Genomic DNA, 21,883 nt, shown 5'->3' with positions numbered 1-21,883 from the left:
GGGAGTAACTGTGGCAGGGCAGCCCATCAGGGTCGTGATCGCCGACGACGAGCCTCTGATCCGGGCCGGGATCCGGATGATCCTCATCTCGGACCCGGAGATCGAGGTCGTCGGCGAGGCGGCCGACGGACGGGCGGCGGTCGAGGCGGCGCGGGCGCACGCCGCCGACGTGGTGCTGCTCGACATCCAGATGCCGGTGCTCGACGGGCTCTCCGCGCTGCCGGAGCTGCGCCGGGCCGCGCCGGCGGCACGGGTGATCGTCCTGACGACCTTCGGGGAGCGGGAGAACGTCCTGCGGGCGTTGGAGCACGGGGGTGCCGGGTTCCTGCTCAAGGACACGGCACCGGCGGAGCTGATCCGGGCTGTGCGGGCCGCCGCGGCGGGCGACGCCTATCTGTCGCCGGCGGCGACGCGGCACGTGGTGGAGCGGCTCGCCACCGGCCGGGAGGCGGCGCGTTCCGAGCAGGCGCGGGTGCGGGTGGCGGCGCTGAGCGACAAGGAGCGCGAGGTGCTGGCGGTGCTCGGTGAAGGGCTGTCCAACGCGGATGCGGGGAGACGGCTCCACATGAGCGAGGCCACGGTGAAGACGTACGTGAGCCGGATCCTCGCCAAGCTGGACTGCGAGAACCGGGTGCAGGCGGCGCTGCTGGCCCGGGACGCGGGGCTCTGACTCCTCCGGGGGCCGGCGGGTCTCCGAGCCGCCCTCCTCGGGCGGACCGGGTCAGCGTGGGGGGCTGTCCGGCAGGCCGGTCGGGCTCGCGGCGTTGTAGCGCAGCAGGTACGCGGCGAACTGGGCGAGGTCGTCGGCCGACCAGTCCTTGAGGCGTTCCTGGTAGGCGGTGCGGCGGCTCGTCCGGGCCGAGGCGAGGACCGCGGCACCCGCCTCGGTGGGATGCAGGACCTGGACGCGATGGTCGTCGGGAGCGGGACGACGCTCGACCAGCCCGAGCTTCTCCAGGGTGGCGACCTGGCGGCTGACCGTCGACTTGTCCAGCAGGTAGTGGGTCGCGAGATCCGTGGCCCGGCAGCCGCGCTGCTCCTCGATGTGGGCGAGGAGCGTGTAGGAGACGAGCGGGAGCTCGGGGTGGACGCGGGCCGCCGCGGCGCGGGCCCGGCGTGCGAAGGCCGTCAGTTCGCGCTGGATGACGTCCACGGACGCCTCGCGCGGTACCTCTGCGGCGCCGGTCATGGTGCGCTCCCTCGTGGTCGTCGGATGCCGGTGGTTGTCATCGGCCGGAGGTTCAGTTGTATAGTACAACGGTTCTTTAGTTGTAAAAGCCAACCATGGAGGTCTCGGTGTCCGCAGGACCGAACACCCAGGGCGCGTTGCGGCATGTCCTCGGGCATCTGCTCACTCCCCTGCTGATGTGCGTCGGCATGGGACTCGCCTACCTCGGCGCCTTCCACGCCCCCGCACCCCACGACCTGCGCGTCGACATAGTCGGCTCCGGCCCGAGCGCCCAGGTCCTCGCGCAGACGCTCCAGGACAAGGGCGCCGGTGCCCTCGACGTCCGTACCGTCGCCGACCGGGAGGCCGCCGTCGCCTCACTGCGCGAGCAGGGCAGCTTCGGGGCCTACGTGCCCGGCGAGAAGCCCGAACTCCTCGTCGCGTCCGCTTCCTCCGACACCAGCGCCATGGCCGTCGAGAAGATCTTCACCAAGGTCGCCGCCACGCAGGACGCCCCGCTCAAGGTCACCGACGTCGCCCCCGTCGCCTCCGGAGACCCCACCGGCCAGGGCGTCTTCTTCCTGCTGGTCGCCCTCAGCATCGGCGCGTACGCCTCGGTCGCCGTCATCGGCGGAGCCGGCGCCGTCCTGCCCATGCGGATCAGGGTCCTCCTCGCCGCCGGGATGTCGCTGGTCGTCAGCCTGATCGGCACCCTCTTCGCCGGACCGGTCTTCCACCTCGTGGACCAGGGACTCGGCGGAGTCTGGGCGATGTCCTGGCTGTACGCGGCGGGCATCCTGCTCGTCGGCGTCGGCCTCCACACCTTCCTGCGCCGCTGGACCACGCTCGGCGTGATGGTCCTCTTCGTCATGCTCAACTTCACGAGCTCCGGCGGCATCTACCGGCCCGAGCTCCAGCCCGGCTTCTTCGGTGCGCTGCACGCCTTCTGGAACGGTGCGGGCTTCGTCGAGGGCGTCCGCGGCCACGTGTACTTCGGCGGTCACGCGCTCGGCGGACACGTCCTCGTCCTCGCTCTGTGGTTCCTCGCCGGAGCCGCCCTCGTCGTGGCCGCCGGGGTCGTGGAAAGCCGGCGGAACGGTGCCGGCGGAGCCACCCACGCGGTCGAGGCGAAGGTGGAAAGGGAGAAGGCGACGGAGGAGGAGATGGAGGAAGCGGTCGCGGTCTGAGTTGTCCACAGGGCGTTGTCCACAGGGGGAGACGGTCGATCAGGTGCGGCGGTACGGTCGGGGCCGGATGATGTTGGACATCGCAACGGGGGAGGGCATCCCATGGACGAGATCCGGGCCGTGGTGCCGGGACAGCGCGGCACCGACGGAGTGACGGCCGGTGAGCGCGTCCCGCACGTGCCGGGCTTCGCGCGCCGCGCCGCTTCCGGTGGCGCGGGGGTCGCCCCCGGAGACATGGGCAAGGAACTGCGCGACCGGGTGCCGCGCTCCACGCACGACCGGCCCGCCCTCGCCGCCGACCGGCCGGACGCCGTCCGCGCCGTCGAGGAGTCCAGCCGAGGCCGGGTGCCCGAGCTTGCGCCGATACGGGTCGGAAGGATGGCGGCGAGCCCCTTCGCCTTCCTCCGCGGCTCCGCCGGCCTGATGGCCCAGGACCTCGTCACGACCCCCGTCACCGGGATAGCGGCCCAGCTGTGCGGCGACGCGCACGCCGCCAACTTCGGCCTCTACGGCGACGCCCGTGGCCGGCTCGTCATGGATCTCAACGACTTCGACGAGACGATCGTCGGCCCCTGGGAATGGGACCTCAAGCGGCTCGCCACCTCCCTGGTCCTCGCCGGGCGCGAGGTCGGCGCGAGCGAGGAGGTGTGCCGGGCGGCCGCGTTCGACACGGTCGGCGCCTACCGGCGCACCATGCGCCTGCTGGCCCGCCTGCCCGCCCTCGACGCCTGGAACGCGATAGCCGACGAGGAACTCGTCTCGCACACCGACGCCCGCGATCTCCTCGGCACTCTGGAACGGGTCTCGGCGAAGGCCCGGAACAACACCAGCGCCCGGTTCGCCGCCCGGTCGACCGAGGCCGTGACCGGTACCGAAGGCGGCGGGCGCCGGTTCGTGGAGGCTCTCCCGGTGCTGCGCAGAGTCCCTGACGGCGAGGCGGCGGCCGTTGCCGCCTCGCTCGGCGCCTATCTGGAGACCGTCTCCGAGGACCGGCTGCCGCTCCTCGCGCGGTACGCCATCCACGACGTGGCCTTCCGGGTCGTCGGCACCGGAAGCGTCGGCACCCGCTCCTATGTCGTGCTGCTGCTCGACCACCGGGGCGAGCCGCTGGTCCTCCAGGTGAAGGAGGCCAGGCCGTCGGCCCTGCTGCCGTACCTGCCGGCCGTCGGCTTCACCGTGCCCGACCCCGGCCACGAGGGGCGGCGCGTGGTGCTCGGGCAGAAGCGGATGCAGGTCGTCAGCGACAACCTGCTCGGCTGGACCACGGTCGACGGGCGCCCCTTCCAGGTGCGTCAGTTCCGCAACCGAAAGGGCAGCGTCGACCCCGCCGCGCTCACCGTCGACCAGGTCGACGACTACGGCCGGATGACGGGCGCCCTGCTGGCCCGGGCGCACGCCCACAGTGCCGATCCGCGCCTGATAGCCGGCTACTGCGGCAAGAACGAGGAGCTGGACGAGGCCATCGCGTCCTTTGCCGTCACCTACGCGGACCGCACCACCGCGGACCACGCCGAGCTGCTCTCCGCCGTCCGGGCGGGGCGCATAGAGGCGGAGCTGGGCGTCTGACCCACGCACTCGCCTGGGGCTGGGTGCGGGGCGATCGACGAGGGGCGATCGACACGGGGCCGGGCCGCAAGGCGGCGGCGCGGGAGGGCAGGGGCAGGGGCAAGGGGGTAGGGGTGGCGTCGCCGTGTCGGGCCGCCGCCCATGCGGGGGAGGGAGGGGAGGGGGAGGGAGGGGGAGGCCCCCCGAAGGACCGTAGGCTGGGTGGGACGAGCCGGAGCGAGGACGTGGGCGGGCGTGAACGTGAGCGTGGACCAGGGTGCGAACGAGGAGCCCGAGGGCGAGCGGTCCGCGGACGAGCGGCCTGCGGGCGGCGAGCGGTCCGAGGGCGCGCGGAGTGAGGGCCACGCGCCGGGCGAGGGTGTGCCCGCGGGTGCCGAGCCGTCTGCGGAGGAGCGGCCCGAGGCGCGGCTGGAGCGGGCCGTGGGGGTCGCCGAGCAGGCGTTGATCGAGTTCGAGATCGCCGTCGAGACCTTCCGGGTCGAGGTGGAGAACTTCTCGCGGCTGCACCACCAGAAGCTCGGCCCCATGTACGCGCGGCTCGACGAGCTCGACGCGCGGATCGCCGAGGCGCGGGCCGCGCGCAGCGGGGACCCGGAGGATCTGCGGCGGGCGCAGGAGGCGCGGGCCGCGGTCATGCCGATGCCCGGGGTCGAGGAGCTGTTCCACGACTGGATCGACTCCGACGGCCTCTCCCCCGAGGCGGCGGCCATGCTCAACGAGCAGCCGGTGCAGGCGCCGAAGCGGGTCCGGCCCGGCGAGGAGGCGCGCAGGCTCTACCGCGAGCTGGCCCGCAAGGTCCACCCCGACCTGGCCCGCGAGGAGGACGAGCGGCAGCGACGCGAGGCGTTCATCACGCGCGTGAACGCCGCCTACGCCCGAGGCGACGAGGCGCAGCTGCGTGACCTCGCCGCCGAGTGGGAGGCCGGGCCGGCGCCGGCCGTGGAGCGGCTCAGCGAGAGCGAGGAGCTGTACGCGCGCCTGGAGTGGCTGGCTCAGCGCAAGGACATGCTGTCCGTGCTGGCGCGGGAGCTGGAGGAGTCCGCGATCGGTGCGATGCTGCGGATGGCCCCGGACGACCCGGACCGGCTCCTGGAGGAGATCGCGGAACAGCTGCTGGCGCAGGTCTCCGAGCGGGAGACCGAGCTCGACGGGCTGGCGGCGCAGGCGGAGTAGGTGGAGCGGGTGGAGTAGGTTTTTCTGTGCGCTCGAACTTCGCGGGCGATCTGACGAGAGAAGGCCAGTCCCATGAATTTCTCCCCGCTGCCCTCGGTGGACGCGGCTTCCGTGCCGGCCGATGCGCTGGTGCTGGACGTCCGGGAGGACAACGAGTGGGAAGCCGGCCATGTCGACGGTGCGCTGCACGTGCCGATGAGTGGCTTCGTGGCGCGCCTCGGTGAGGTGACGGAGGCGGTGGCCGAGCACGGTCGCGCCTATGTGATGTGCCGGGTGGGTGGCCGGTCGGCGCAGGTCACGCAGTATCTGGTGCAGCAGGGCTTCGACGCGGTGAACATCGACGGCGGGATGCTCGCCTGGGATGGTGCCGGGCGTCCGATGGTGACGGGGAACGGTAGCCCGGCTTTCGTCCTCTGAGGCGAGGCGAGGCGAGGCGAGTCGGGTTGAGTCGCGTCGGCTGAGTCAGTCGAGGGGGTGGGTGGCCAGGAGGTCGCCCAGGGTCTCCTCGTGGGCGGCCGCGGGGCCGAGGGACAGTTCGAGCTGCTTGGCCCAGGCGTGGTACCGGTGCAGGGGGTAGTCGGTGTCGGCGCCGAAGCCGCCGTGCAGGTGCTGGGCGGTCTGCACCACGCGCCGTACTCCTTCGGAGGCCCAGATCTTCGCCACGGCGATGTCCCCGGCGGCGGGGAGTGCCCCGTCGGCCCCGGTGGAGACGCGCCAGGCGGCCTGCCAGAGGGTGGCTTCCATGGCACGGAGGTCGATGTAGCGGTCGGCGGCCTGGACGGCGACGGCCTGGAAGGTGGCCACGGGGTGACCGAACTGTTCGCGCTTGCCGGTGTACTGGCTCGTCATGGTGAGGACGGCCTCGCCGAGGCCGAGGGCGAGTGCGCAGGTGCCGGTCGTGAGGAGTTCGCGCAGTCGGTCCCAGGCGCCTTCGGCGTCGATGACCCGGGTGCTGTCGAGGCGTACGGCGTCGAGGCGTATCTCGGCGAGGAGTTCGCCGCTGGTGGAGTACTGGTCGGCGAGGGTGACGCCTTCGTGGGCGCGGGGGACCAGGGCGAGGACGGTGCGGTCCTCGGCGGTGTGCGCGGGGACGGCGACGAGGTCGGCGCCGTGGGCCCAGGGGACGGCGCTCTGGAGCCCGTCGAGGATCCAGGTGGTGCCGTCGAGGCGGGCGGTGACGGCGCGGTCGGCCGGGTCGTGGCCGGTGCGTCCGTGGGAGGCGGCGGTGAGGACGAGTTCGCCGCGGCTGACACGGGGGAGCAGGTCGGCGGCTGTTTGCCGGTCCGCGTACCGGTCGATGGTCATGGCGACGGCGCCCGTTTCGAGCAGGGGTACGCGGGCGAGGACGCGGGCGGACTCGCGCAGGACGAGGCAGAACGCGACGGGGTCGAGTCCGGAGCCGCCGTGCTCGGGGGGCAGGGCGAGGCCGAGCAGGTCGGCGGCGGCGAGGCGGGACCAGAGCGATCGGTCGAGGTCGTCGGAGACGGCGCCCGGGGTGAGGGCCGGGCTCGGTACCGCGTCGGGTGCGACGCCCGCGAAGATCGTCTTGGCCGCCTCGACGGCCGCCTGCTGTTCCTCGGTGAAGGTGAAGTCCACTGCCCTGCCCTCCCGTTGGTGCCCCTGCTGTCTCTGCCCTGACGAGCCGTCAAGATAGAACAGGTTCTACTGGAAGGGAATGGCGGCGGCGGGACTCGTCAGCGGTCGAAGTCCAACTCCACGTCCGGGGTGGCGGGGTGGGACTGGCAGGCCAGTACGTATCCGGCCTCGGTCTCCTCGGGCTCCAGCGCGAAGTTGCGGTCCATCCGCACCTCTCCGGCGACGAGGAAGGCGCGGCAGGTGCCGCATACCCCGCCCTTGCAGGCGTACGGGGCGTCGGCGCGGGAGCGCAGCACGGTGTCGAGGAGTGTCTCGCCACGGTCTACCGGCCAGGTGCCGGAGCGGCCGTGCAGGGTCGCGGTCAGGGTCGCGTGCGCGGGGGTGTCGGCGGGGGCGACCGGTGCCGGTGCGGAGCCGTCGTCGACGTGGAAGATCTCCTGGTGGACCCGGCCGCGGTCCACTCCGAGGCCGCGCAGGGCCTGCTCGGCGCCCTGGACGAGTCCGAAGGGGCCGCAGAGGAACCAGCCGTCGATCTCGCCGACCGGGAGCAGCGCGGGCAGCAGGGTGGTCAGCCGCTCGCGGTCGAGGCGGCCGGAGGGGAGGCCCGCCTGCTGTTCCTCGCGGGAGAGGACGGTGACCAGCTGGAAGCGGTCCGGGTAGCGGTCCTTGAGGTCGGCCACCTCGTCGAGGAACATCGTGGACGCGGCGGTGCGGTCGCTCCGGATCAGGCAGAACCTGGCTTCCGGCTCCTGGGCGAGCAGGGTGGCCGCGATCGACAGGACCGGGGTGATGCCGCTGCCGCCGACGACGGCGGCGAAGTGGCCGGGGCGCGGGGTGAGTGCGAAGCGGCCCATGGGTTCCATGACCTCGACGAGGTCGCCGACGGACAGTTCCTTCAGCGCGTACGTCGAGAAGGCGCCGCCGTCGACGAGCCGGATGCCCACGCGGAGGACGGGGGGCTCGCCGGCCGGGGTCGCGGGGGCGGAGATCGAGTACGTACGCCGGATCTCCTCGCCCTGCTCGCCCGTGCGGCGGAGGGCGAGGTGCTGGCCGGGGAGGTGTCGGTACGTCTCGTGGAGCTCGGGCGGGACCGCGAAGGTGACGGCCACGGAGTCGTCCGTGAGCCGCTCGACCTCGCTCACCCGGAGCGGATGGAACCCGGCCCGTCCGGCGCCTGAGGGCAGCATCTACAGCTCCTTGAAGTGGTCGAACGGTTCGCGGCAGGCGGTGCAGCGGCGCAGGGCCTTGCATGCCGTGGAGGAGAAGCGGCTGAGGAGTTCGGTGTCGGTGGAGCCGCAGTGGGGGCAGCGGATCGCCAGGGTCAGCGGTACCGGTCCGCCGGCGGGGCCCTGGGGGCGGGGCGGGGCGATGCCGAACTCGGCGAGTTTGCGCCGTCCTTCGTCGCTGATGTCGTCGGTGGACCAGGCGGGGGCGAGGACCGTGACGACGGAGACGTCCGGTATTCCGTGCTCGTGGAGGGCGCGCTCGATGTCCGAGGACATCGCCTCGATCGCCGGGCAGCCCGTGTACGTCGGGGTGAGGGAGACCTCGACCCGGCCGGGGCCCATGACGTGGACGCCCCGCATGACGCCGAGCTCCTCCAGGGTGAGGACGGGCAGCTCCGGGTCGAGGACGGCGCCGGCGATCCGGTTCAGTTCCTCTTCCAGGGCCGTCATGGTCACCATGTCGCCCCCGGGTGGCTGCGGTGCAGGTGCTGCATCTCGGCGATCATCCGTCCGAAGGGCTCGGTGTGGAGGCCCTGTCGGCCGGCGCCCGCGGCCCAGGCGCCGGTGCGGGGTCCGGCGGGCACGGTGAGCGTGGCCTTGCCGAGGACGGCCGTGACCGACTCCAGCCAGGCGGTTTCCATGGCGGTGTGGTCCACGTCGAGTCCTTCGACGGGCTGGAACAGTTCGCCGGTGTACCGCCAGAGTGCGTCGCAGGCCTGCTGCATCCGCTCGTGGCTCTCGGGAGTGCCGTCGCCGAGGCGCAGGGTCCAGTGCTCGGCGTGGTCCTGGTGGTAGGCGACTTCCTTGACGGCCTTGGCCGCCAGGCCGGCGAAGGGGCCGTCGCCGGTTGCCAGCTGTCCGTACAGGAGCCGCTGGTAGGTGGAGAAGTACAGCTGTCGGGCGATGGTGTGGGCGAAGTCGCCGTTGGGCTGCTCGACGAGCTGGACGTTCCGGAAGGAGCGCTCCTCGCGGAGGTAGGCCAGTTCGTCCTCGTCGCCGACGAGGGAGAGCAGGACGCGGGCCTGGCCGAGGAGGTCGAGGGCGATGTTGGCCAGGGCGACCTCCTCCTCCAGGACGGGGGCGGAGCCGGCCCACTCCCCCAGGCGGTGGGAGAGGACGAGGGCGTCGTCGCCGAGGGCGAGGGCGGCGCCGGTGAGCGCGGCGGTCGTGTGGGTGTCCGGGGTGCTCACAGGTGCTTCACCCCCTCCGGGATCTCGTAGAACGTCGGGTGGCGGTAGGGCTTGTCCGCGGCCGGTTCGAAGAAGGGGTCCTTCTCGTCGGGCGAGGAGGCGGTGATCGCCGTGGAGGGGACGACCCAGATCGAGATGCCTTCGCTCCTGCGGGTGTACAGGTCGCGGGCATTGCGCAGGGCCATCTCCGCGTCGGGCGCGTGGAGACTGCCCGCGTGGGTGTGGGACAGTCCGCGGCGGGAGCGCACGAACACCTCCCACAGCGGCCAACCGTCGCTCGTCATGCCTGTGCCTCTCCGTGCTTGCCGGTGTGCTTCTCCGCGTAGGCCGCGGCGGCTTCCCTGACCCAGGCGCCGTCCTCGTGGGCCTGGCGTCGCTTGCCGATCCGCTGGTCGTTGCAGGGGCCGTTGCCCTTGAGGACGTCCCAGAACTCGGTCCAGTCGATCGGTCCGAAGTCGTGGTGCCCGCGCTCTTCGTTCCACCGGAGGTCGGGGTCGGGGAGGGTGAGGCCGAGGGCCTCGGCCTGGGGCACGGCGATGTCGACGAATCGCTGGCGCAGTTCGTCGTTGGTGTGGCGCTTGATCTTCCAGGCCATTGCCTGGGCGGTGTGGGTCGATTCGTCGTCGGGCGGGCCGAACATCATCAGCGAGGGCCACCACCAGCGGTCCACCGCGTCCTGGGCCATGGCGTGCTGGGCCTCGGTGCCGTTCGACAGGGCGAGCAGGGCCTCGTATCCCTGGCGCTGGTGGAACGACTCCTCCTTGCAGACCCGGACCATCGCGCGGGCGTACGGGCCGTAGGAGCAGCGGCAGAGGGGGACCTGGTTGGTGATCGCGGCCCCGTCCACGAGCCAGCCGATCGCGCCGACGTCGGCCCAGGTCAGCGTGGGGTAGTTGAAGATCGAGGAGTACTTCTGGCGGCCCGAGTGGAGCTTGTCGAGCAGCTCGTCGCGGCTGGTGCCGAGGGTCTCGGCCGCGCTGTACAGGTAGAGGCCGTGGCCGGCCTCGTCCTGGACCTTGGCCATGAGGATCGCCTTGCGGCGCAGCGAGGGCGCGCGGGTGATCCAGTTCGCCTCGGGCTGCATGCCGATGATCTCGGAGTGGGCGTGCTGCGCGATCTGGCGGACGAGCGAGGCGCGGTAGGCCTCGGGCATCCAGTCGCGCGGCTCGATCCGCTCGTCGGCGGCCACGGCAGCGTCGAACACGGCTTCGTAGGCAGCCTGTGTCGCTGCTACGGCCGCGTCCGACACGCTGGGCGCACCTGTTGTTCCTGTCGTCCCTGCCGTCACTGCGGTCATCGAACCCCCTACCGACCGATCGTTCGGTTGAATGACTTCAATGGTGAGTCGACGGCCCGTATGGTGTCAACCCTGTGGATAACCGAGGTGGGCCGATCGGGATCGGGGCAGGATGGACGCGGACGTCGAAAAGGACGCGGACGAGGTGAGGGACGACCCGCTCGCAGCCCGGGCGGGAGAAGGCCTCTCCCCGGTCGGGACGGGTGCCGGTCCGGCGCCCGCCGGGCCCGCAGGCACCGGGATCATGGCCCTTTCGCTGCCCTACCAGGTCGTCGCCGCCGTGGCGCTCGCCGTGGCCGGGGTCTTCGTCTGTGTGCACCTCGCGATGGTGTTCCTGCACGTCGCGCCGTCGAACACGCTCACCAAGCGGCACGGCCAGGCCGTCGACGACTGGATCTATCCCGAGTTCGAACAGAACTGGAAGCTCTTCGCGCCCAACCCGCTCCAGCAGAACGTCTCCGTCGAGGTCCGCGCCGAGGTCACCGAGGCCGACGGCTCCAGCCGCACCACCGGCTGGGTCGACCTCACCGCCCAGGACGCCGCCGCGATCCGCCACAACCCGCTGCCCAGCCACACCCAGCAGAACGAGCTCCGCAGGGCTGTGGACTTCTACCTGAACTCCCACTCCGACGACCACAGCCCCAACGGGATGCGCGGCCGTCTCTCGGAGGCGTACATGCGCCGGATCGCGATGCTCCGGCTCGACGGCCTCGCCTCCCTCCGGGCGGCCGACGTGCGGCGCGTCCAGCTCCGCTCGGTGACCCGGCCGGTACCCGCACCCCGGTGGAGCACCGAGAAGAACGACGACACCCCGTCGTACCGCGACTTCCCGTGGTGGAAGGTGACCGACGCCGACCGGCCGGACGGCGCGGCCCGGAGCCGTACGGAGGCGGGCCGATGAGCGGCACCACCGCCACCCCCGCGCGCCCGCGCGAGCCCTTCGACCGGCGGATCGCCCGCGCCGTCCAGGCCGTCACGGGCCGCGCCCTCGGCCCCCACCAGACCGCGATCGTGCGGATCGGGTTCTCGCTGACCTGGCTCGTCTTCCTGCTGCGCGAGCTGCCGCACCGACACGAGATGTACGGGCCGGACGGCCCCTGGTCCTGGGAGCTGGCGCGCCGGCTGATCGCCGACAACCGCGCCTTCACCGTGCTGATGTGGTCGGACGGGCGGCTCTGGTTCGAGGTCGTCTACGGGCTCGCGGTGGTCTCCGCCGCCCTGCTCCTCGTCGGCTGGCACACCCGGGCCGTCTCGGTGGTCTTCATGGTCGGGGTCCTCTCGCTGCAGAACCGCTCCGTCTTCCTGGGGGACGGCGGCGACAACGTCCTCCACCTCGCGGCGATCTACCTCGTGCTGACCCGCTGCGGACAGGTGTGGTCCCTCGACGCCCGGCGGGTCGCCCGTGAGGCACGCGAGGCACGCAAGGCGCATGAGGCGCATGAGGCGCACGAGATGAGTGAGGTGCGTGGGCTTCCTGCGCGCCGGGATCTCGTCGGCCCGCTGCTGTGGACCGTGCTCGGCTGCTTCCTGCTCGCCACCACCTGGTTCAGCGACGTCACCGGCGAATGGTGGCTGCCGGTGCTGCTGTGGGTGCTGTGGCTCGGGCACGGGCTGTGGTGGCTGGTGTGCCGGTACGCCCCCGGGGAGCCGCGCACGCTGCTCGACGTCCTCGCCAACCTCACGCACAACGCGGCCCTCGTCGTGATCATGGCCGAGGTCTGTCTGATCTACGCCACGGCCGGCTGGTACAAGATCCAGGGATCGCGCTGGCAGGACGGCACGGCGCTGTACTACCCGCTGAACCTGGACTACTTCTCGCCCTGGCCGGTCCTCTCCGGGCTCCTCGGCTCCAGCGGGGTCATGGTGATGCTGCTGACCTACGGCACCGTGATCGTGCAGACCGCGTTCCCGTTCACGCTCTTCCACCGCAAGATCAAGAACGTCCTGCTGGTCGCGATGATGCTGGAGCACGCCGGCATCGCCGTGCTCCTCGGGCTGCCGGTCTTCTCCCTCGCGATGATCTCCGCCGACGCCGTGTTCCTGCCGACGGCCTTCCTGGTGGCCCTCGGCGCGCGGGTGGCACGGGGCAGGGAACGGCTGCTGGGGCGGCGGTCCACCGGGATGCTGCCGGGGCAGCGCCGTACGGGTGAGGAGCACGACCCCCGTACCCTCGTCGGGTGAGCACCACCGAAGAGAAGTCCGGAGCCGAGGCGGCCGAGGCGGCCGAGCCGGTTCAGTACGACGAGGGCTTCGGCCCCGAGATCGGGGTCGGGCCGCACCCGGAGCCGTGGCCTGAGGGCGAGCGGTACGACCCCGAGCTGCTGGCCGGCGGCGACCGGCGCAACGTCGTGGACCGCTACCGGTACTGGACGCGGGAGGCGGTCGTCGCCGACCTGGACACCCGGCGCCACGACTTCCACGTGGCGGTGGAGAACTGGGGCCACGACTTCAACATCGGCTCGGTGGTGCGGACCGCGAACGCCTTCCTGGCGAAGGAGATCCACATCGTGGGCCGACGGCGCTGGAACCGGCGGGGCGCCATGGTCACCGACCGCTACCAGCACGTCCGTCACCACCCGGACACCGAGTCGCTGACCGCCTGGGCCGCGGCCGAGGGCCTGCCGATCATCGGGATCGACAACCTCCCGGGCGCGGTGCCGCTGGAGCGGACCGTGCTGCCGCGCCGCTGCGTCCTGCTCTTCGGCCAGGAGGGCCCGGGGCTCACGGACGAGGCACGCGCGCACGTGGAGATGGTCTGCTCGATCGCCCAGTTCGGTTCGACCCGGTCGATCAACGCCGGGGCGGCCGCCGCGGTCGCCATGCACGCGTGGGTGCAGAGGTACGCGGAGATCGACTAGATCGACACCCCTGTCCGATGCCCGAATCGCGCGCCTGACGGCCCGCGGAGACCCCGGAGGGCCCCCGCGGTACCGGAGCGTCAGGCCTGGCGGCGGACCTCCACCACCCGGAAACGGTTGGAGACGAAGGCACCGTCGCACAGCGCCGCGTTCGCCGCGGGGTTGCCGCCGGAGCCGTGGAAGTCGGAGAACGCCGCCGTCTGGTTGACGAACACCCCGCCCGTGAGGTTCAGCGACAGCTGCGCCGACTCCTCCAGACAGACCTCCTCCACCGCGCGCTCGGTCTCGGCCGAGGTCGTGTACGCGCCGACCGTCATCGCGCCCTTCTCACGGACCGTGCGCCGCAGCAGCTCCAGGGCGTCGGCGGTGGAGTCCACCGAGACGGCGAAGGAGACAGGGCCGAAGCACTCGGAGAAGTACGCGGCCTCGGCGTCCGGCTTGGTGCCGTCCAGCTTCACGATGACCGGCGTACGGACCACGGCGTCCGGGAAGTCCGGGTTCGTCACCTCGCGGGAGGCGAGCGCCACCTCACCGAGGCCGGCGGCGGCCTCCAGCCGCGCCTTCACGTCCGGGTTGACCAGCGCGCCCAGCAGACCGTTCGCCCGGGCGTCGTCGCCGAGCAGGCCGCCTACCGCCGTCGCGAGGTCGGTGACGACCTCGTCGTACGACTTGGGGCCCTGGTCGGTGGCGATGCCGTCGCGGGGGATCAGCAGGTTCTGCGGGGTGGTGCACATCTGGCCGCTGTACAGCGAAAGGGAGAAGGCCAGGTTGCCGAGCATCCCCTTGTAGTCGTCGGTCGAGTCGACCACGACCGTGTTGACTCCGGCCTTCTCGGTGTAGACCTGCGCCTGGCGGGCGTTGGCCTCCAGCCAGTCGCCGAAGGCGGTGGAGCCGGTGTAGTCGATGATCCGGATCTCGGGGCGCACGGCCAGGGTCTTGGCGATGCCCTCGCCCGGGCGCTCGACGGCGAGCGCGACCAGGTTCGGGTCGAAACCGGTCTCGGCGAGCACCTCGCGGGCGACGCGGACAGTGAGCGCGAGCGGCAGGACGGCGCGCGGGTGCGGCTTGACCAGGACCGGGTTTCCGGTGGCCAGCGAGGCGAACAGGCCCGGGTAGCCGTTCCACGTGGGGAACGTGTTGCAGCCGATGACCAGGGCGATGCCGCGGCCGACCGGGGTGAACTCCTTGGAGAGCTCCAGCGGGTCCCGCTTGCCCTGGGGCTTGGACCAGGCGGCGCGGCCCGCGGGGGTGCGGGTCTGCTCCGCGTACGCGTATGCCACGGCCTCCAGGCCGCGGTCCTGGGCGTGCGGGCCGCCGGCCTGGAACGCCATCATGAACGCCTGTCCGCTGGTGTGCATGACGGCGTGGGCGAACTCGTGGGTACGGGCCGAGATCCGGGACAGGATCTCCAGGCAGACGAGGGCGCGGGTCTCGGCGCCGGCGTCGCGCCAGGCGGCCATGCCCGCGCGCATCGCGGGAAGCAGGACGTCGATGTCGGCGTGCGGGTACTCGATGCCGAGCTCCGGGCCGAACGGCGAGACCTCGCCGCCGGTCCAGCCGTCCGTGCCGGGCTGGTCGAGCTCGAAGCGGGTGTTCAGCAGGGCCTGGTGGGCGGCGAGCCCGGCCGCCGCGTCGAGCGAGCCGTCCGCCCCGTAGGCCTTCGGGTGCTCGGGGTGCGGAGACCAGTAGGCGCGGGTGCGGATCGTGGCGAGTGCCTGATCGAGCGTGGACCGGTGCTTCTCGGCCAGACGGTCGGTGGTCGGCTGAGCGGTGGCCATGGGTGGACCAACTCCTCGTCGAGCTGGGCAGGGAGACACGTACGGAGTTAGAGTAACCGAACGATCGGTCGGGACAAGGGGGTCCGTCGATCCTGTGGAAAACCCATCGGGGAGGATCACTCCTATGAGCGCCAACGTGACCGTCAGGGGGAGCGACGACGTGACCGCCAGTGAGCCCACCGCACTCGCGCAGGACCGCACCGTGGCCGTCGTCGGCACCGGCACCATGGGCCAGGGCATCGCCCAGGTCGCGCTGGTCGCCGGTCATCCCGTCCGGCTCTACGACAGCGCCCCCGGCCGCGCGGGGGAGGCCGTGGCCGCCCTCACCGGCCGGCTGGACCGGCTCGTGGAGAAGGGGCGCCTGGACGCCGCCGCGCGCGAGGCGGCCGTCGCACGGCTGCACGCCGCCGAGGACCTCGCGGAGCTCGCCGACGCGGCGCTCGTCGTCGAGGCGATCGTCGAGCACCTCCCGGTCAAGCAGCAGCTCTTCGCCGACCTGGAGAAGGTCGTCGGCGACGACACCGTCCTCGCCACGAACACCTCCTCCCTCTCCGTCACGGCGATCGCGGGAGGACTGCGCCTGCCCGGCCGGTTCGTCGGACTGCACTTCTTCAACCCGGCGCCGCTGCTCCCGCTCGTCGAGGTCGTCAGCGGCTTCGCCACCGACGCGGACGTCGCCACGCGCGCGTACGAGACGATGAAGGGCTGGGGCAAGACGCCGGTGCGCTGCGCGGACACCCCCGGCTTCATCGTGAACCGGGTCGCGCGCCCCTTCTACGCGGAGGCGCTGAGGGTCTACGAGGAGGGCGCGGCGGACCCCGCCACCATCGACGCCGCCCTGCGCGAGTGCGGCGGTTTCCGCATGGGGCCCTTCGAGCTCACCGACCTCATCGGCCAGGACGTGAACGAGGCCGTCACCCGTTCCGTCTGGGAGTCCTTCTACCAGGATCCGAAGTTCACGCCCTCGCTCGCGCAGCGGCGGCTCGTGGAGTCGGGGCGGCTCGGCCGCAAGTCGGGGCAGGGCTGGTTCTCGTACGAGGAGGGGGCGGTCCGTCCCGAGCCGCACAACGCTCCGCCCGCCGAGGCGCCCGCGAAGATCGTCGTCCGGGGTGACCTGGGGCCCGCCGAGCCGCTGGTGGGGCTCTTCGAGGAGGCGGGGGTCAAGGTGCGGCGCAAGGGCGGTCACGGGCACGTCGTGCTGCCCGGCGGCGGCCACCTCGTCCTCGCGGACGGGGAGAGCTCCTTCGAGTACTTCAGCGACGACGTCATCTACTTCGACCTCGCGCTCGACTACGCGAGCGCGAGCCGGATCGTGCTCTCCACCGCGGAGCGGACCTCGGCCGAGGCCCTCGCGGAGGCCGTGGGCCTCTTCCAGGCGCTCGGCAAGAAGGTGTCGGTGATCGGCGACGTGCCCGGCATGATCGTCGCCCGTACGGTCGCGATGCTGGCCGATCTGGCGGCCGACGCGGTCGACCGGGGCGTCGCCACCGCAGAGGACGTGGACACGGCGATGCGGCTCGGGGTCAACTACCCCGCCGGCCCGCTGGAGTGGGCCGAGAAGGTGGGGCACATGCGCGTGTGCGACCTGCTGTCGGAGATGGACAAGCGCTACCCGACGGGGCGGTACGCGCCGAGCCTGGCCTCCGCCCGCCGGGGAAGCGTCGATGCGGCCCGGATCGGAAAGGACGCCCGATGACGACGGCGAAGCGCGACACGTACACCCCGGAGACGCTGCTCTCGGTCGCGGTGCGGGCCTTCAACGAGCGCGGCTACGACGGCACCTCCATGGAGCACCTGTCCAAGGCGGCGGGGATCTCCAAGTCGTCGATCTACCACCACGTCTCCGGCAAGGAGGAGCTGCTGCGGCGGGCGGTCAGCCGGGCGCTCGACGGGCTCTTCGCGGTGCTCGAGGAGCCGGGCGCGGTGCGCGGCCGGGCCGTGGAGCGGGTCGAGTACGTCACGCGCCGCACCGTCGAGGTGCTGATAGCGGAGCTGCCGTACGTGACGCTGCTGCTGCGGGTGCGGGGCAACACCGCGACCGAGCGGTGGGCGATGGAGCGGCGGCGCGAGTTCGACCAGAGGGTGGCCGAGCTGCTGAAGGCCGCCGTGGCGGAGGGCGACCTGCGGGCCGACGTGGACATCCGGCTGGCGACCCGGCTCCTCTTCGGCATGATCAACTCGCTGGTGGAGTGGTACCGGCCGCATCCGGACGCGGTGGGCGAGCGGGAGCGGCTCGCCGAGACCGTCGCGCACCTCGCGTTCGACGGGCTGAAGACGGCCCGCTGAGCAGGCGCACCACCGGCCTGCGGACGGCTTGCGGACAGCATGCCGACGGCTCGCGGACGGCCCCTTCGGGGGCCGTCCTGCTGTTTCGGGCGGCTCTCGTGGGTCAGAGGCGGTGGTCGGTGTTGAGGTCCGTCTCCTCGAAGACCAGCAGGGTGCGGGTGGACAGCACCTCGGGGATCGACTGGAGCCGGGTGAGCACGAGCTCGCGCAGCGTCCGGTTGTCCGGGGTGTGCACGAGCAGCAGCACATCGAAATCGCCGCTGACCAGGGCGATGTGCGTCGCGCCCGGCAGCGCCCTGAGCTGCTCGCGGACCGTGCGCCACGAATTCTGGACGATCTTGAGCGTGATGTACGCGGAGGCGCCGTGCCCCGCCCGCTCGTGGTTGACCCGGGCGCTGAAGCCGCGGATCACCCCGTCGTCGATGAGCCGGTTGATGCGTGCGTAGGCGTTGGCCCGGGAGACGTGCACGCGCTCGGCCACGGAGCGTACCGAGGCGCGACCGTCCGTTTGCAGCAACCGCAGGATGTCGCGGTCGATCGCGTCGAGCGGGCGCGCCGGCAGGGCGCCCGTCGGCGCGCCGATCGGTGCGCTCAGGGCCTCGCCGGGCACCTCGCCGTCGGAGGCGTCGAGTGCCCCGCCGAGTGCCCCGTCCGGGGTCTCGCCCGGTACTCCGCCCGTGGTGTCGCTCGGAACCCTGCTCCGGTCGACGGCCATTTGTTCATCCGCCATGTCCCCCCGCCTCTCTCCGCTGGACGACCTGCTTCTATCCCAGGCTGTGGAGAACCGTTTGTCCACAGGCTGGAGGTGCCTGTAGCCAAAATGCCTCCACGACCGAACAATCGGTAGGTGAGGCGCACCACACTCGCGCCACCCGCCTTCGGGTCTTATGCCCGCTCCCACGAGGAGGTGGACTCGTTGCAACAGCGCAGTTCGACAGTCCAAGAGCCGCCCGGTGCCGCCCCCGCCCACCGGCCCACCCCGCCGCCGGCATGGCAGCCGCGGACCGACCCCGCCCCGCTGCTGCCCGAGGCCGAGCCGCTGCGCGTGCTCGGCACCGAGGCCGTGGCCGACGCCGACCCCGCGCTGCTGCTCCGGCTGTACGCGGAGCTGATCCGCGGCCGCCGGTACAACACGCAGGCCACCGCGCTCACCAAGCAGGGCCGGCTCGCCGTGTACCCGTCCACCACCGGCCAGGAGGCGTGCGAGATCGGCGCCGCCCTCGCCCTCGAGGAGCGGGACTGGCTCTTCCCCTCGTACCGCGACACCCTGGCGGCGGTCGCCCGCGGGCTCGACCCCGTACAGGCCCTGACGCTGCTGCGCGGCGACTGGCACACCGGGTACGACCCGCGCGAGCACCGCATCGCGCCGCTCAGCACCCCGCTGGCCACCCAGCTCCCGCACGCGGTGGGCCTCGCCCACGCCGCCCGCCTCAAGGGCGACGACGTGGTCGCGCTCGCCATGGTCGGCGACGGCGGCACCAGCGAGGGCGACTTCCACGAGGCCCTGAACTTCGCGGCCGTCTGGAAGGCCCCCGTGGTCTTCTTCGTGCAGAACAACGGCTTCGCGATCTCCGTGCCGCTGGCCAAGCAGACCGCCGCCCCCTCCCTCGCCCACAAGGCCGTCGGATACGGGATGCCGGGCCGGCTGGTCGACGGCAACGACGCGGTCGCCGTCCACCAGGTGCTGACCGAGGCCGTGGCCCGCGCGCGGCGCGGCGGCGGCCCCACCCTCGTCGAGGCCATCACGTACCGGATCGACGCCCACACCAACGCCGACGACGCCACCCGCTACCGCGCGGCCGGCGAGGTCGAGACCTGGCGGGCGCACGACCCGATCCTGCTCCTCGAAAGGGAGCTGACGGAGCGTGGCCTGCTCGACGAGGACGGTCGGCGCGCGGCGGCCGAGGCCGCCGAGACGATGGCGGCGGAGCTGCGCGAACGGATGAACGCCGACCCGGTGCTCGATCCGATGGACCTGTTCTCCCACGTGTACGCGGAGCAGACCGCGCAGCTGCGGGAGCAGGCGGCGCAGCTGCGCGCCGAGCTCGATGCCGAGGGTGAGGCGTGATGACGACCGCGACGACCGGGACGGCGGCGGCCAGGGCGGCCGGCGCCGCCGGGAAGCCGAAGCCCGCGACGATGGCGCAGGCGCTCCAGCGCGCCATGCGCGACGCGATGGCCGAGGACCCCACCGTCCATGTGATGGGCGAGGACGTCGGCACGCTCGGCGGTGTCTTCCGGGTCACCGACGGGCTCGCCAAGGAGTTCGGCGAGGACCGCTGCACCGATACCCCGCTGGCCGAGGCGGGCATCCTCGGTGCGGCCGTCGGCATGGCCATGTACGGCCTGCGGCCGGTCGTCGAGATGCAGTTCGACGCCTTCGCCTACCCGGCGTTCGAGCAGCTGCTCTCCCACGTGGCGAAGATGCGCAACCGCACGCGCGGCGCGATGCCGATGCCGATCGTCATCCGTGTGCCGTACGGCGGCGGGATCGGCGGGGTCGAGCACCACAGCGACTCCTCCGAGGCCTACTACATGGCCACCCCCGGCCTGCACGTCGTCACCCCGGCCACCGTCGAGGACGCCTACGGGCTGCTGCGCGCGGCCATCGCCTCCGACGACCCGGTGGTCTTCCTGGAGCCCAAGCGGCTCTACTGGTCCAAGTCCGACTGGTCCCCCGAGGCGCCGGCGCCCGTCGAGCCGATCGGCAAGGCGGTCGTACGGCGGCGGGGCACCGGCGCCACCCTGATCACCTACGGTCCGTCGGTTCCGGTCTGCCTGGAGGCGGCGGAGGCGGCCCAGGCCGAGGGCTGGGACCTGGAGGTCATCGACCTGCGCTCGCTCGTGCCGTTCGACGACGAGACCGTCTGCGCCTCCGTGCGGCGCACCGGCCGCGCGGTCGTGGTGCACGAGTCGACCGGCTTCGCCGGCCCGGGCGCGGAGATAGCCGCACGGGTCATGGAGCGCTGCTTCCACCACCTGGAGGCGCCGGTGCTGCGGGTCGCGGGCTTCGACATCCCGTACCCGCCGCCGATGCTGGAGCGGCACCATCTTCCCGGTGTGGACCGGGTCCTGGACGCGGTGGCGCGGCTGCAGTGGGAGGCGCAGAGCTGATGGCCCAGGTGCTCGAATTCAAGCTGCCCGACCTCGGCGAGGGACTCACCGAGGCCGAGATCGTCCGCTGGCTCGTCGCCGTCGGTGACGTCGTCGCCATCGACCAGCCGGTCGTCGAGGTCGAGACGGCCAAGGCGATGGTCGAGGTGCCCTGCCCGTACGGCGGTGTCGTCACCGCGCGGTACGGGGAGGAGGGCACCGAACTGCCCGTCGGCGCGCCGCTCCTGACGGTCGCGGTGGGCGGTACGGAGGCCACCTCCGCGCCCGTCGCGACGGGGGCCTCCGCGTCCGGCGGGGACGCCGAGTCCGCCGTCTCGTCGGAGTACTCCGGCAACGTGCTCGTCGGCTACGGCACGGCGGGACCCGCCGCCCGGCGCCGCCGGGTACGGCCCGCGAACCCCGCGGTGGCCCAGGCTCCGGCCGCTGCCCCGACTCCTGCCCCGGCCGCCGTTGCCGTGAAGGCGCCGGAGCCCGTCGCCCCGGCCGCCGCCGCGCCCGAGGGGCCCGTGCCGGTCATCTCGCCGCTCGTACGGAAGCTGGCCCGGGACCGGGGGCTCGATCTGCGGGAGGTCCGTGGATCGGGGCCCGAAGGGCTGATCCTGCGGGCGGATGTGGAGCTGGCCCTCGCGGCCCTGGACCGGCCGGCCGCCGCCGCGCAGGTCGCCCCGGCATCCGCGGTCGCCACGGGGGCTGTTTCGGTGGGCTCCGCGGCGGCCGGCGAGCGGATTCCGCTGCGCGGGCTCCGCGGCGCGGTGGCGGACAAGCTCTCGCGCAGTCGTACGGAGATCCCGGACGCGACCTGCTGGGTCGACGCCGACGCGACCGAGCTGATGGCGGCGCGGACGGCGATGAACGCGGCGGGCGGGCCGAAGATCTCGCTGCTCGCGCTCCTCGCCCGGATCTGTGCCCACGCCCTGGCCCGGTTCCCCGAGCTCAACTCCACGGTGGACACGGCCGCCCGGGAGATCGTCCGGCTGCCCGCCGTGCACATCGGGTTCGCCGCCCAGACCCCGCGCGGTCTGGTCGTCCCGGTGGTCAGGGACGCGGGGACGCGCACGGCCGAGTCGCTGACGGCCGAGTTCGCCCGGCTCACCGAGTCCGCCCGGCAGGGGACGCTCACCCCGGCCGATCTGACGGGCGGCACGTTCACCCTGAACAACTACGGGGTGTTCGGGGTCGACGGCTCCACGCCGATCATCAACCACCCCGAGGCCGCGATGCTCGGCGTCGGCCGGATCATCCCCAAGCCCTGGGTCCACCAGGGCGAACTGGCCGTGCGTCAGGTGGTGCAGCTCTCGCTCACCTTCGACCACCGCGTCTGCGACGGTGGCGCCGCGGGCGGCTTCCTGCGGTACGTGGCGGACTGCGTCGAACAGCCCGCGGTCCTGCTCCGTACGGTCTGACACCCCGTCCGGCCGACCCGGCTCGTCTCTCTTGGTGGGAC

The 21,883-nt window shown here is 72.5% G+C and carries 22 protein-coding genes; 13 read left to right on the top strand and 9 right to left on the bottom strand.

Annotation, left to right across the window (positions count from 1 at the left end; genetic code table 11):
- Positions 1-10: 10 nt before the first annotated feature.
- Positions 11-670: a response regulator transcription factor gene (locus OG580_RS17645; RefSeq protein WP_267044644.1), complete on the top strand. Its 660-nt coding sequence runs from the start codon at positions 11-13 to the stop codon at positions 668-670.
- 51 nt (positions 671-721) lie between these two features.
- Here OG580_RS17645 and OG580_RS17640 read toward each other — a convergent pair whose 3' ends face one another.
- Complete coding sequence (locus OG580_RS17640; RefSeq protein ID WP_267044643.1) at positions 722-1,189, bottom strand: MarR family winged helix-turn-helix transcriptional regulator; 468 nt, start codon at positions 1,187-1,189, stop codon at positions 722-724.
- Positions 1,190-1,284: 95 nt separating this feature from the next.
- Here OG580_RS17640 and OG580_RS17635 point away from each other — a divergent pair, with 95 nt between their 5' ends.
- The 4 genes from OG580_RS17635 to OG580_RS17620 all read left to right on the top strand — a co-directional run bounded on the left by OG580_RS17635 (position 1,285) and on the right by OG580_RS17620 (position 5,511).
- A complete protein-coding gene (locus tag OG580_RS17635; protein ID WP_267044642.1) occupies positions 1,285-2,355 on the top strand; it encodes a hypothetical protein in 1,071 nt (356 codons plus the stop codon).
- A 102-nt stretch (positions 2,356-2,457) separates the two neighbouring features.
- Positions 2,458-3,921, top strand: coding sequence for a DUF2252 domain-containing protein (locus OG580_RS17630; protein WP_267044641.1), 1,464 nt, complete (start codon positions 2,458-2,460; stop codon positions 3,919-3,921).
- Between the two features lie 360 nt (positions 3,922-4,281).
- Positions 4,282-5,094 (top strand): hypothetical protein, encoded by an 813-nt coding sequence (locus OG580_RS17625; protein WP_267048039.1) that lies wholly within the window; start codon positions 4,282-4,284, stop codon positions 5,092-5,094.
- A 72-nt stretch (positions 5,095-5,166) separates the two neighbouring features.
- Complete coding sequence (locus OG580_RS17620; protein WP_267044640.1) at positions 5,167-5,511, top strand: rhodanese-like domain-containing protein; 345 nt, start codon at positions 5,167-5,169, stop codon at positions 5,509-5,511.
- A gap of 45 nt (positions 5,512-5,556) precedes the next feature.
- Here the strand turns inward: OG580_RS17620 and OG580_RS17615 are convergent, their stop codons facing one another.
- From OG580_RS17615 to paaA, 6 genes are all read right to left on the bottom strand, one after another.
- Positions 5,557-6,690: an acyl-CoA dehydrogenase family protein gene (locus tag OG580_RS17615; protein ID WP_267044639.1), complete on the bottom strand. Its 1,134-nt coding sequence runs from the start codon at positions 6,688-6,690 to the stop codon at positions 5,557-5,559.
- A gap of 98 nt (positions 6,691-6,788) precedes the next feature.
- Positions 6,789-7,877 carry a 2Fe-2S iron-sulfur cluster-binding protein gene (locus OG580_RS17610; RefSeq protein WP_267044638.1) on the bottom strand — a complete coding sequence of 363 codons (1,089 nt, stop codon included), beginning with the start codon at positions 7,875-7,877 and terminating at the stop codon, positions 6,789-6,791.
- On the bottom strand, positions 7,878-8,375 hold the full coding sequence (gene paaD / locus OG580_RS17605) for a 1,2-phenylacetyl-CoA epoxidase subunit PaaD (protein WP_267044637.1): 498 nt from the start codon (positions 8,373-8,375) through the stop codon (positions 7,878-7,880).
- The gene (gene paaC / locus OG580_RS17600; protein WP_267044636.1) at positions 8,369-9,106 is read right to left on the bottom strand and encodes a 1,2-phenylacetyl-CoA epoxidase subunit PaaC; all 738 of its coding nucleotides are present in this window, start codon (positions 9,104-9,106) and stop codon (positions 8,369-8,371) included. The genes paaD and paaC overlap by 7 nt, the downstream gene beginning before the upstream one ends.
- On the bottom strand, positions 9,103-9,390 hold the full coding sequence (paaB, locus tag OG580_RS17595; RefSeq protein ID WP_267044635.1) for a 1,2-phenylacetyl-CoA epoxidase subunit PaaB: 288 nt from the start codon (positions 9,388-9,390) through the stop codon (positions 9,103-9,105). Before paaB ends, paaC begins: the two co-directional genes overlap by 4 nt.
- On the bottom strand, positions 9,387-10,403 hold the full coding sequence (gene paaA / locus OG580_RS17590) for a 1,2-phenylacetyl-CoA epoxidase subunit PaaA (protein ID WP_267044634.1): 1,017 nt from the start codon (positions 10,401-10,403) through the stop codon (positions 9,387-9,389). Before paaA ends, paaB begins: the two co-directional genes overlap by 4 nt.
- 112 nt (positions 10,404-10,515) lie before the next feature.
- Between paaA and OG580_RS17585 the strand changes: the two genes are divergently transcribed.
- From OG580_RS17585 to OG580_RS17575, 3 genes are read left to right on the top strand one after another with little or no spacing between them, the layout of a single operon-like run.
- Positions 10,516-11,304, top strand: a complete 789-nt coding sequence (locus OG580_RS17585; RefSeq protein WP_267044633.1) for a DUF5819 family protein — start codon at positions 10,516-10,518, stop codon at positions 11,302-11,304.
- Complete coding sequence (locus OG580_RS17580) at positions 11,301-12,584, top strand: HTTM domain-containing protein (protein ID WP_267044632.1); 1,284 nt, start codon at positions 11,301-11,303, stop codon at positions 12,582-12,584. Before OG580_RS17585 ends, OG580_RS17580 begins: the two co-directional genes overlap by 4 nt.
- On the top strand, positions 12,581-13,261 hold the full coding sequence (locus OG580_RS17575; RefSeq protein WP_267044631.1) for a TrmH family RNA methyltransferase: 681 nt from the start codon (positions 12,581-12,583) through the stop codon (positions 13,259-13,261). The genes OG580_RS17580 and OG580_RS17575 overlap by 4 nt, the downstream gene beginning before the upstream one ends.
- 80 nt (positions 13,262-13,341) lie before the next feature.
- Here the strand turns inward: OG580_RS17575 and paaN are convergent, their stop codons facing one another.
- On the bottom strand, positions 13,342-15,039 hold the full coding sequence (gene paaN / locus OG580_RS17570) for a phenylacetic acid degradation protein PaaN (RefSeq protein WP_267044630.1): 1,698 nt from the start codon (positions 15,037-15,039) through the stop codon (positions 13,342-13,344).
- A 124-nt stretch (positions 15,040-15,163) separates the two neighbouring features.
- On the opposite strand from paaN, the gene OG580_RS17565 reads away from it, so the two are divergent.
- On the top strand, positions 15,164-16,735 hold the full coding sequence (locus OG580_RS17565) for a 3-hydroxyacyl-CoA dehydrogenase (protein ID WP_267044629.1): 1,572 nt from the start codon (positions 15,164-15,166) through the stop codon (positions 16,733-16,735).
- Positions 16,732-17,325, top strand: coding sequence for a TetR/AcrR family transcriptional regulator (locus tag OG580_RS17560; RefSeq protein WP_267044628.1), 594 nt, complete (start codon positions 16,732-16,734; stop codon positions 17,323-17,325). The genes OG580_RS17565 and OG580_RS17560 overlap by 4 nt, the downstream gene beginning before the upstream one ends.
- Positions 17,326-17,428: 103 nt before the next feature.
- Here the strand turns inward: OG580_RS17560 and OG580_RS17555 are convergent, their stop codons facing one another.
- Positions 17,429-18,055, bottom strand: coding sequence for an Lrp/AsnC family transcriptional regulator (locus OG580_RS17555; protein WP_267044627.1), 627 nt, complete (start codon positions 18,053-18,055; stop codon positions 17,429-17,431).
- Positions 18,056-18,232: 177 nt separating this feature from the next.
- Between OG580_RS17555 and pdhA the strand changes: the two genes are divergently transcribed.
- From pdhA to OG580_RS17540, 3 genes are read left to right on the top strand one after another with little or no spacing between them, the layout of a single operon-like run.
- Positions 18,233-19,393: a pyruvate dehydrogenase (acetyl-transferring) E1 component subunit alpha gene (gene pdhA, locus OG580_RS17550; RefSeq protein WP_267048038.1), complete on the top strand. Its 1,161-nt coding sequence runs from the start codon at positions 18,233-18,235 to the stop codon at positions 19,391-19,393.
- The gene (locus tag OG580_RS17545) at positions 19,393-20,439 is read left to right on the top strand and encodes an alpha-ketoacid dehydrogenase subunit beta (RefSeq protein ID WP_267044626.1); all 1,047 of its coding nucleotides are present in this window, start codon (positions 19,393-19,395) and stop codon (positions 20,437-20,439) included. Before pdhA ends, OG580_RS17545 begins: the two co-directional genes overlap by 1 nt.
- On the top strand, positions 20,439-21,842 hold the full coding sequence (locus OG580_RS17540) for a dihydrolipoamide acetyltransferase family protein (protein ID WP_267044625.1): 1,404 nt from the start codon (positions 20,439-20,441) through the stop codon (positions 21,840-21,842). Before OG580_RS17545 ends, OG580_RS17540 begins: the two co-directional genes overlap by 1 nt.
- Positions 21,843-21,883 lie beyond the last annotated feature (41 nt).

The sequence above is a fragment of the Streptomyces sp. NBC_00094 genome, from assembly GCF_026343125.1.
In the GTDB taxonomy this organism is placed as follows: Bacteria; Actinomycetota; Actinomycetes; order Streptomycetales; family Streptomycetaceae; genus Streptomyces.
Note: the sequence above shows the minus strand (reverse complement) of the source record. Positions and strands in the feature narration are given on the sequence as shown.

Bases quoted from the DNA above. Each gene is read 5' to 3' on its own strand.
- OG580_RS17640 (WP_267044643.1), bottom strand. From the start codon at position 1,189: ATGACCGGCGCCGCAGAGGTACCGCGCGAGGCGTCCGTGGACGTCATC.
- OG580_RS17635 (WP_267044642.1), top strand. From the start codon at position 1,285: ATGGAGGTCTCGGTGTCCGCAGGACCGAACACCCAGGGCGCGTTGCGG.
- OG580_RS17630 (WP_267044641.1), top strand. From the start codon at position 2,458: ATGGACGAGATCCGGGCCGTGGTGCCGGGACAGCGCGGCACCGACGGA.
- OG580_RS17620 (WP_267044640.1), top strand. From the start codon at position 5,167: ATGAATTTCTCCCCGCTGCCCTCGGTGGACGCGGCTTCCGTGCCGGCC.
- OG580_RS17610 (WP_267044638.1), bottom strand. From the start codon at position 7,877: ATGCTGCCCTCAGGCGCCGGACGGGCCGGGTTCCATCCGCTCCGGGTG.
- paaD (WP_267044637.1), bottom strand. From the start codon at position 8,375: ATGGTGACCATGACGGCCCTGGAAGAGGAACTGAACCGGATCGCCGGC.
- paaB (WP_267044635.1), bottom strand. From the start codon at position 9,390: ATGACGAGCGACGGTTGGCCGCTGTGGGAGGTGTTCGTGCGCTCCCGC.
- paaA (WP_267044634.1), bottom strand. From the start codon at position 10,403: ATGACCGCAGTGACGGCAGGGACGACAGGAACAACAGGTGCGCCCAGC.
- OG580_RS17585 (WP_267044633.1), top strand. From the start codon at position 10,516: ATGGACGCGGACGTCGAAAAGGACGCGGACGAGGTGAGGGACGACCCG.
- OG580_RS17580 (WP_267044632.1), top strand. From the start codon at position 11,301: ATGAGCGGCACCACCGCCACCCCCGCGCGCCCGCGCGAGCCCTTCGAC.
- paaN (WP_267044630.1), bottom strand. From the start codon at position 15,039: ATGGCCACCGCTCAGCCGACCACCGACCGTCTGGCCGAGAAGCACCGG.
- OG580_RS17565 (WP_267044629.1), top strand. From the start codon at position 15,164: ATGAGCGCCAACGTGACCGTCAGGGGGAGCGACGACGTGACCGCCAGT.
- OG580_RS17560 (WP_267044628.1), top strand. From the start codon at position 16,732: ATGACGACGGCGAAGCGCGACACGTACACCCCGGAGACGCTGCTCTCG.
- OG580_RS17555 (WP_267044627.1), bottom strand. From the start codon at position 18,055: ATGGCGGATGAACAAATGGCCGTCGACCGGAGCAGGGTTCCGAGCGAC.
- OG580_RS17545 (WP_267044626.1), top strand. From the start codon at position 19,393: ATGACGACCGCGACGACCGGGACGGCGGCGGCCAGGGCGGCCGGCGCC.
- OG580_RS17540 (WP_267044625.1), top strand. From the start codon at position 20,439: ATGGCCCAGGTGCTCGAATTCAAGCTGCCCGACCTCGGCGAGGGACTC.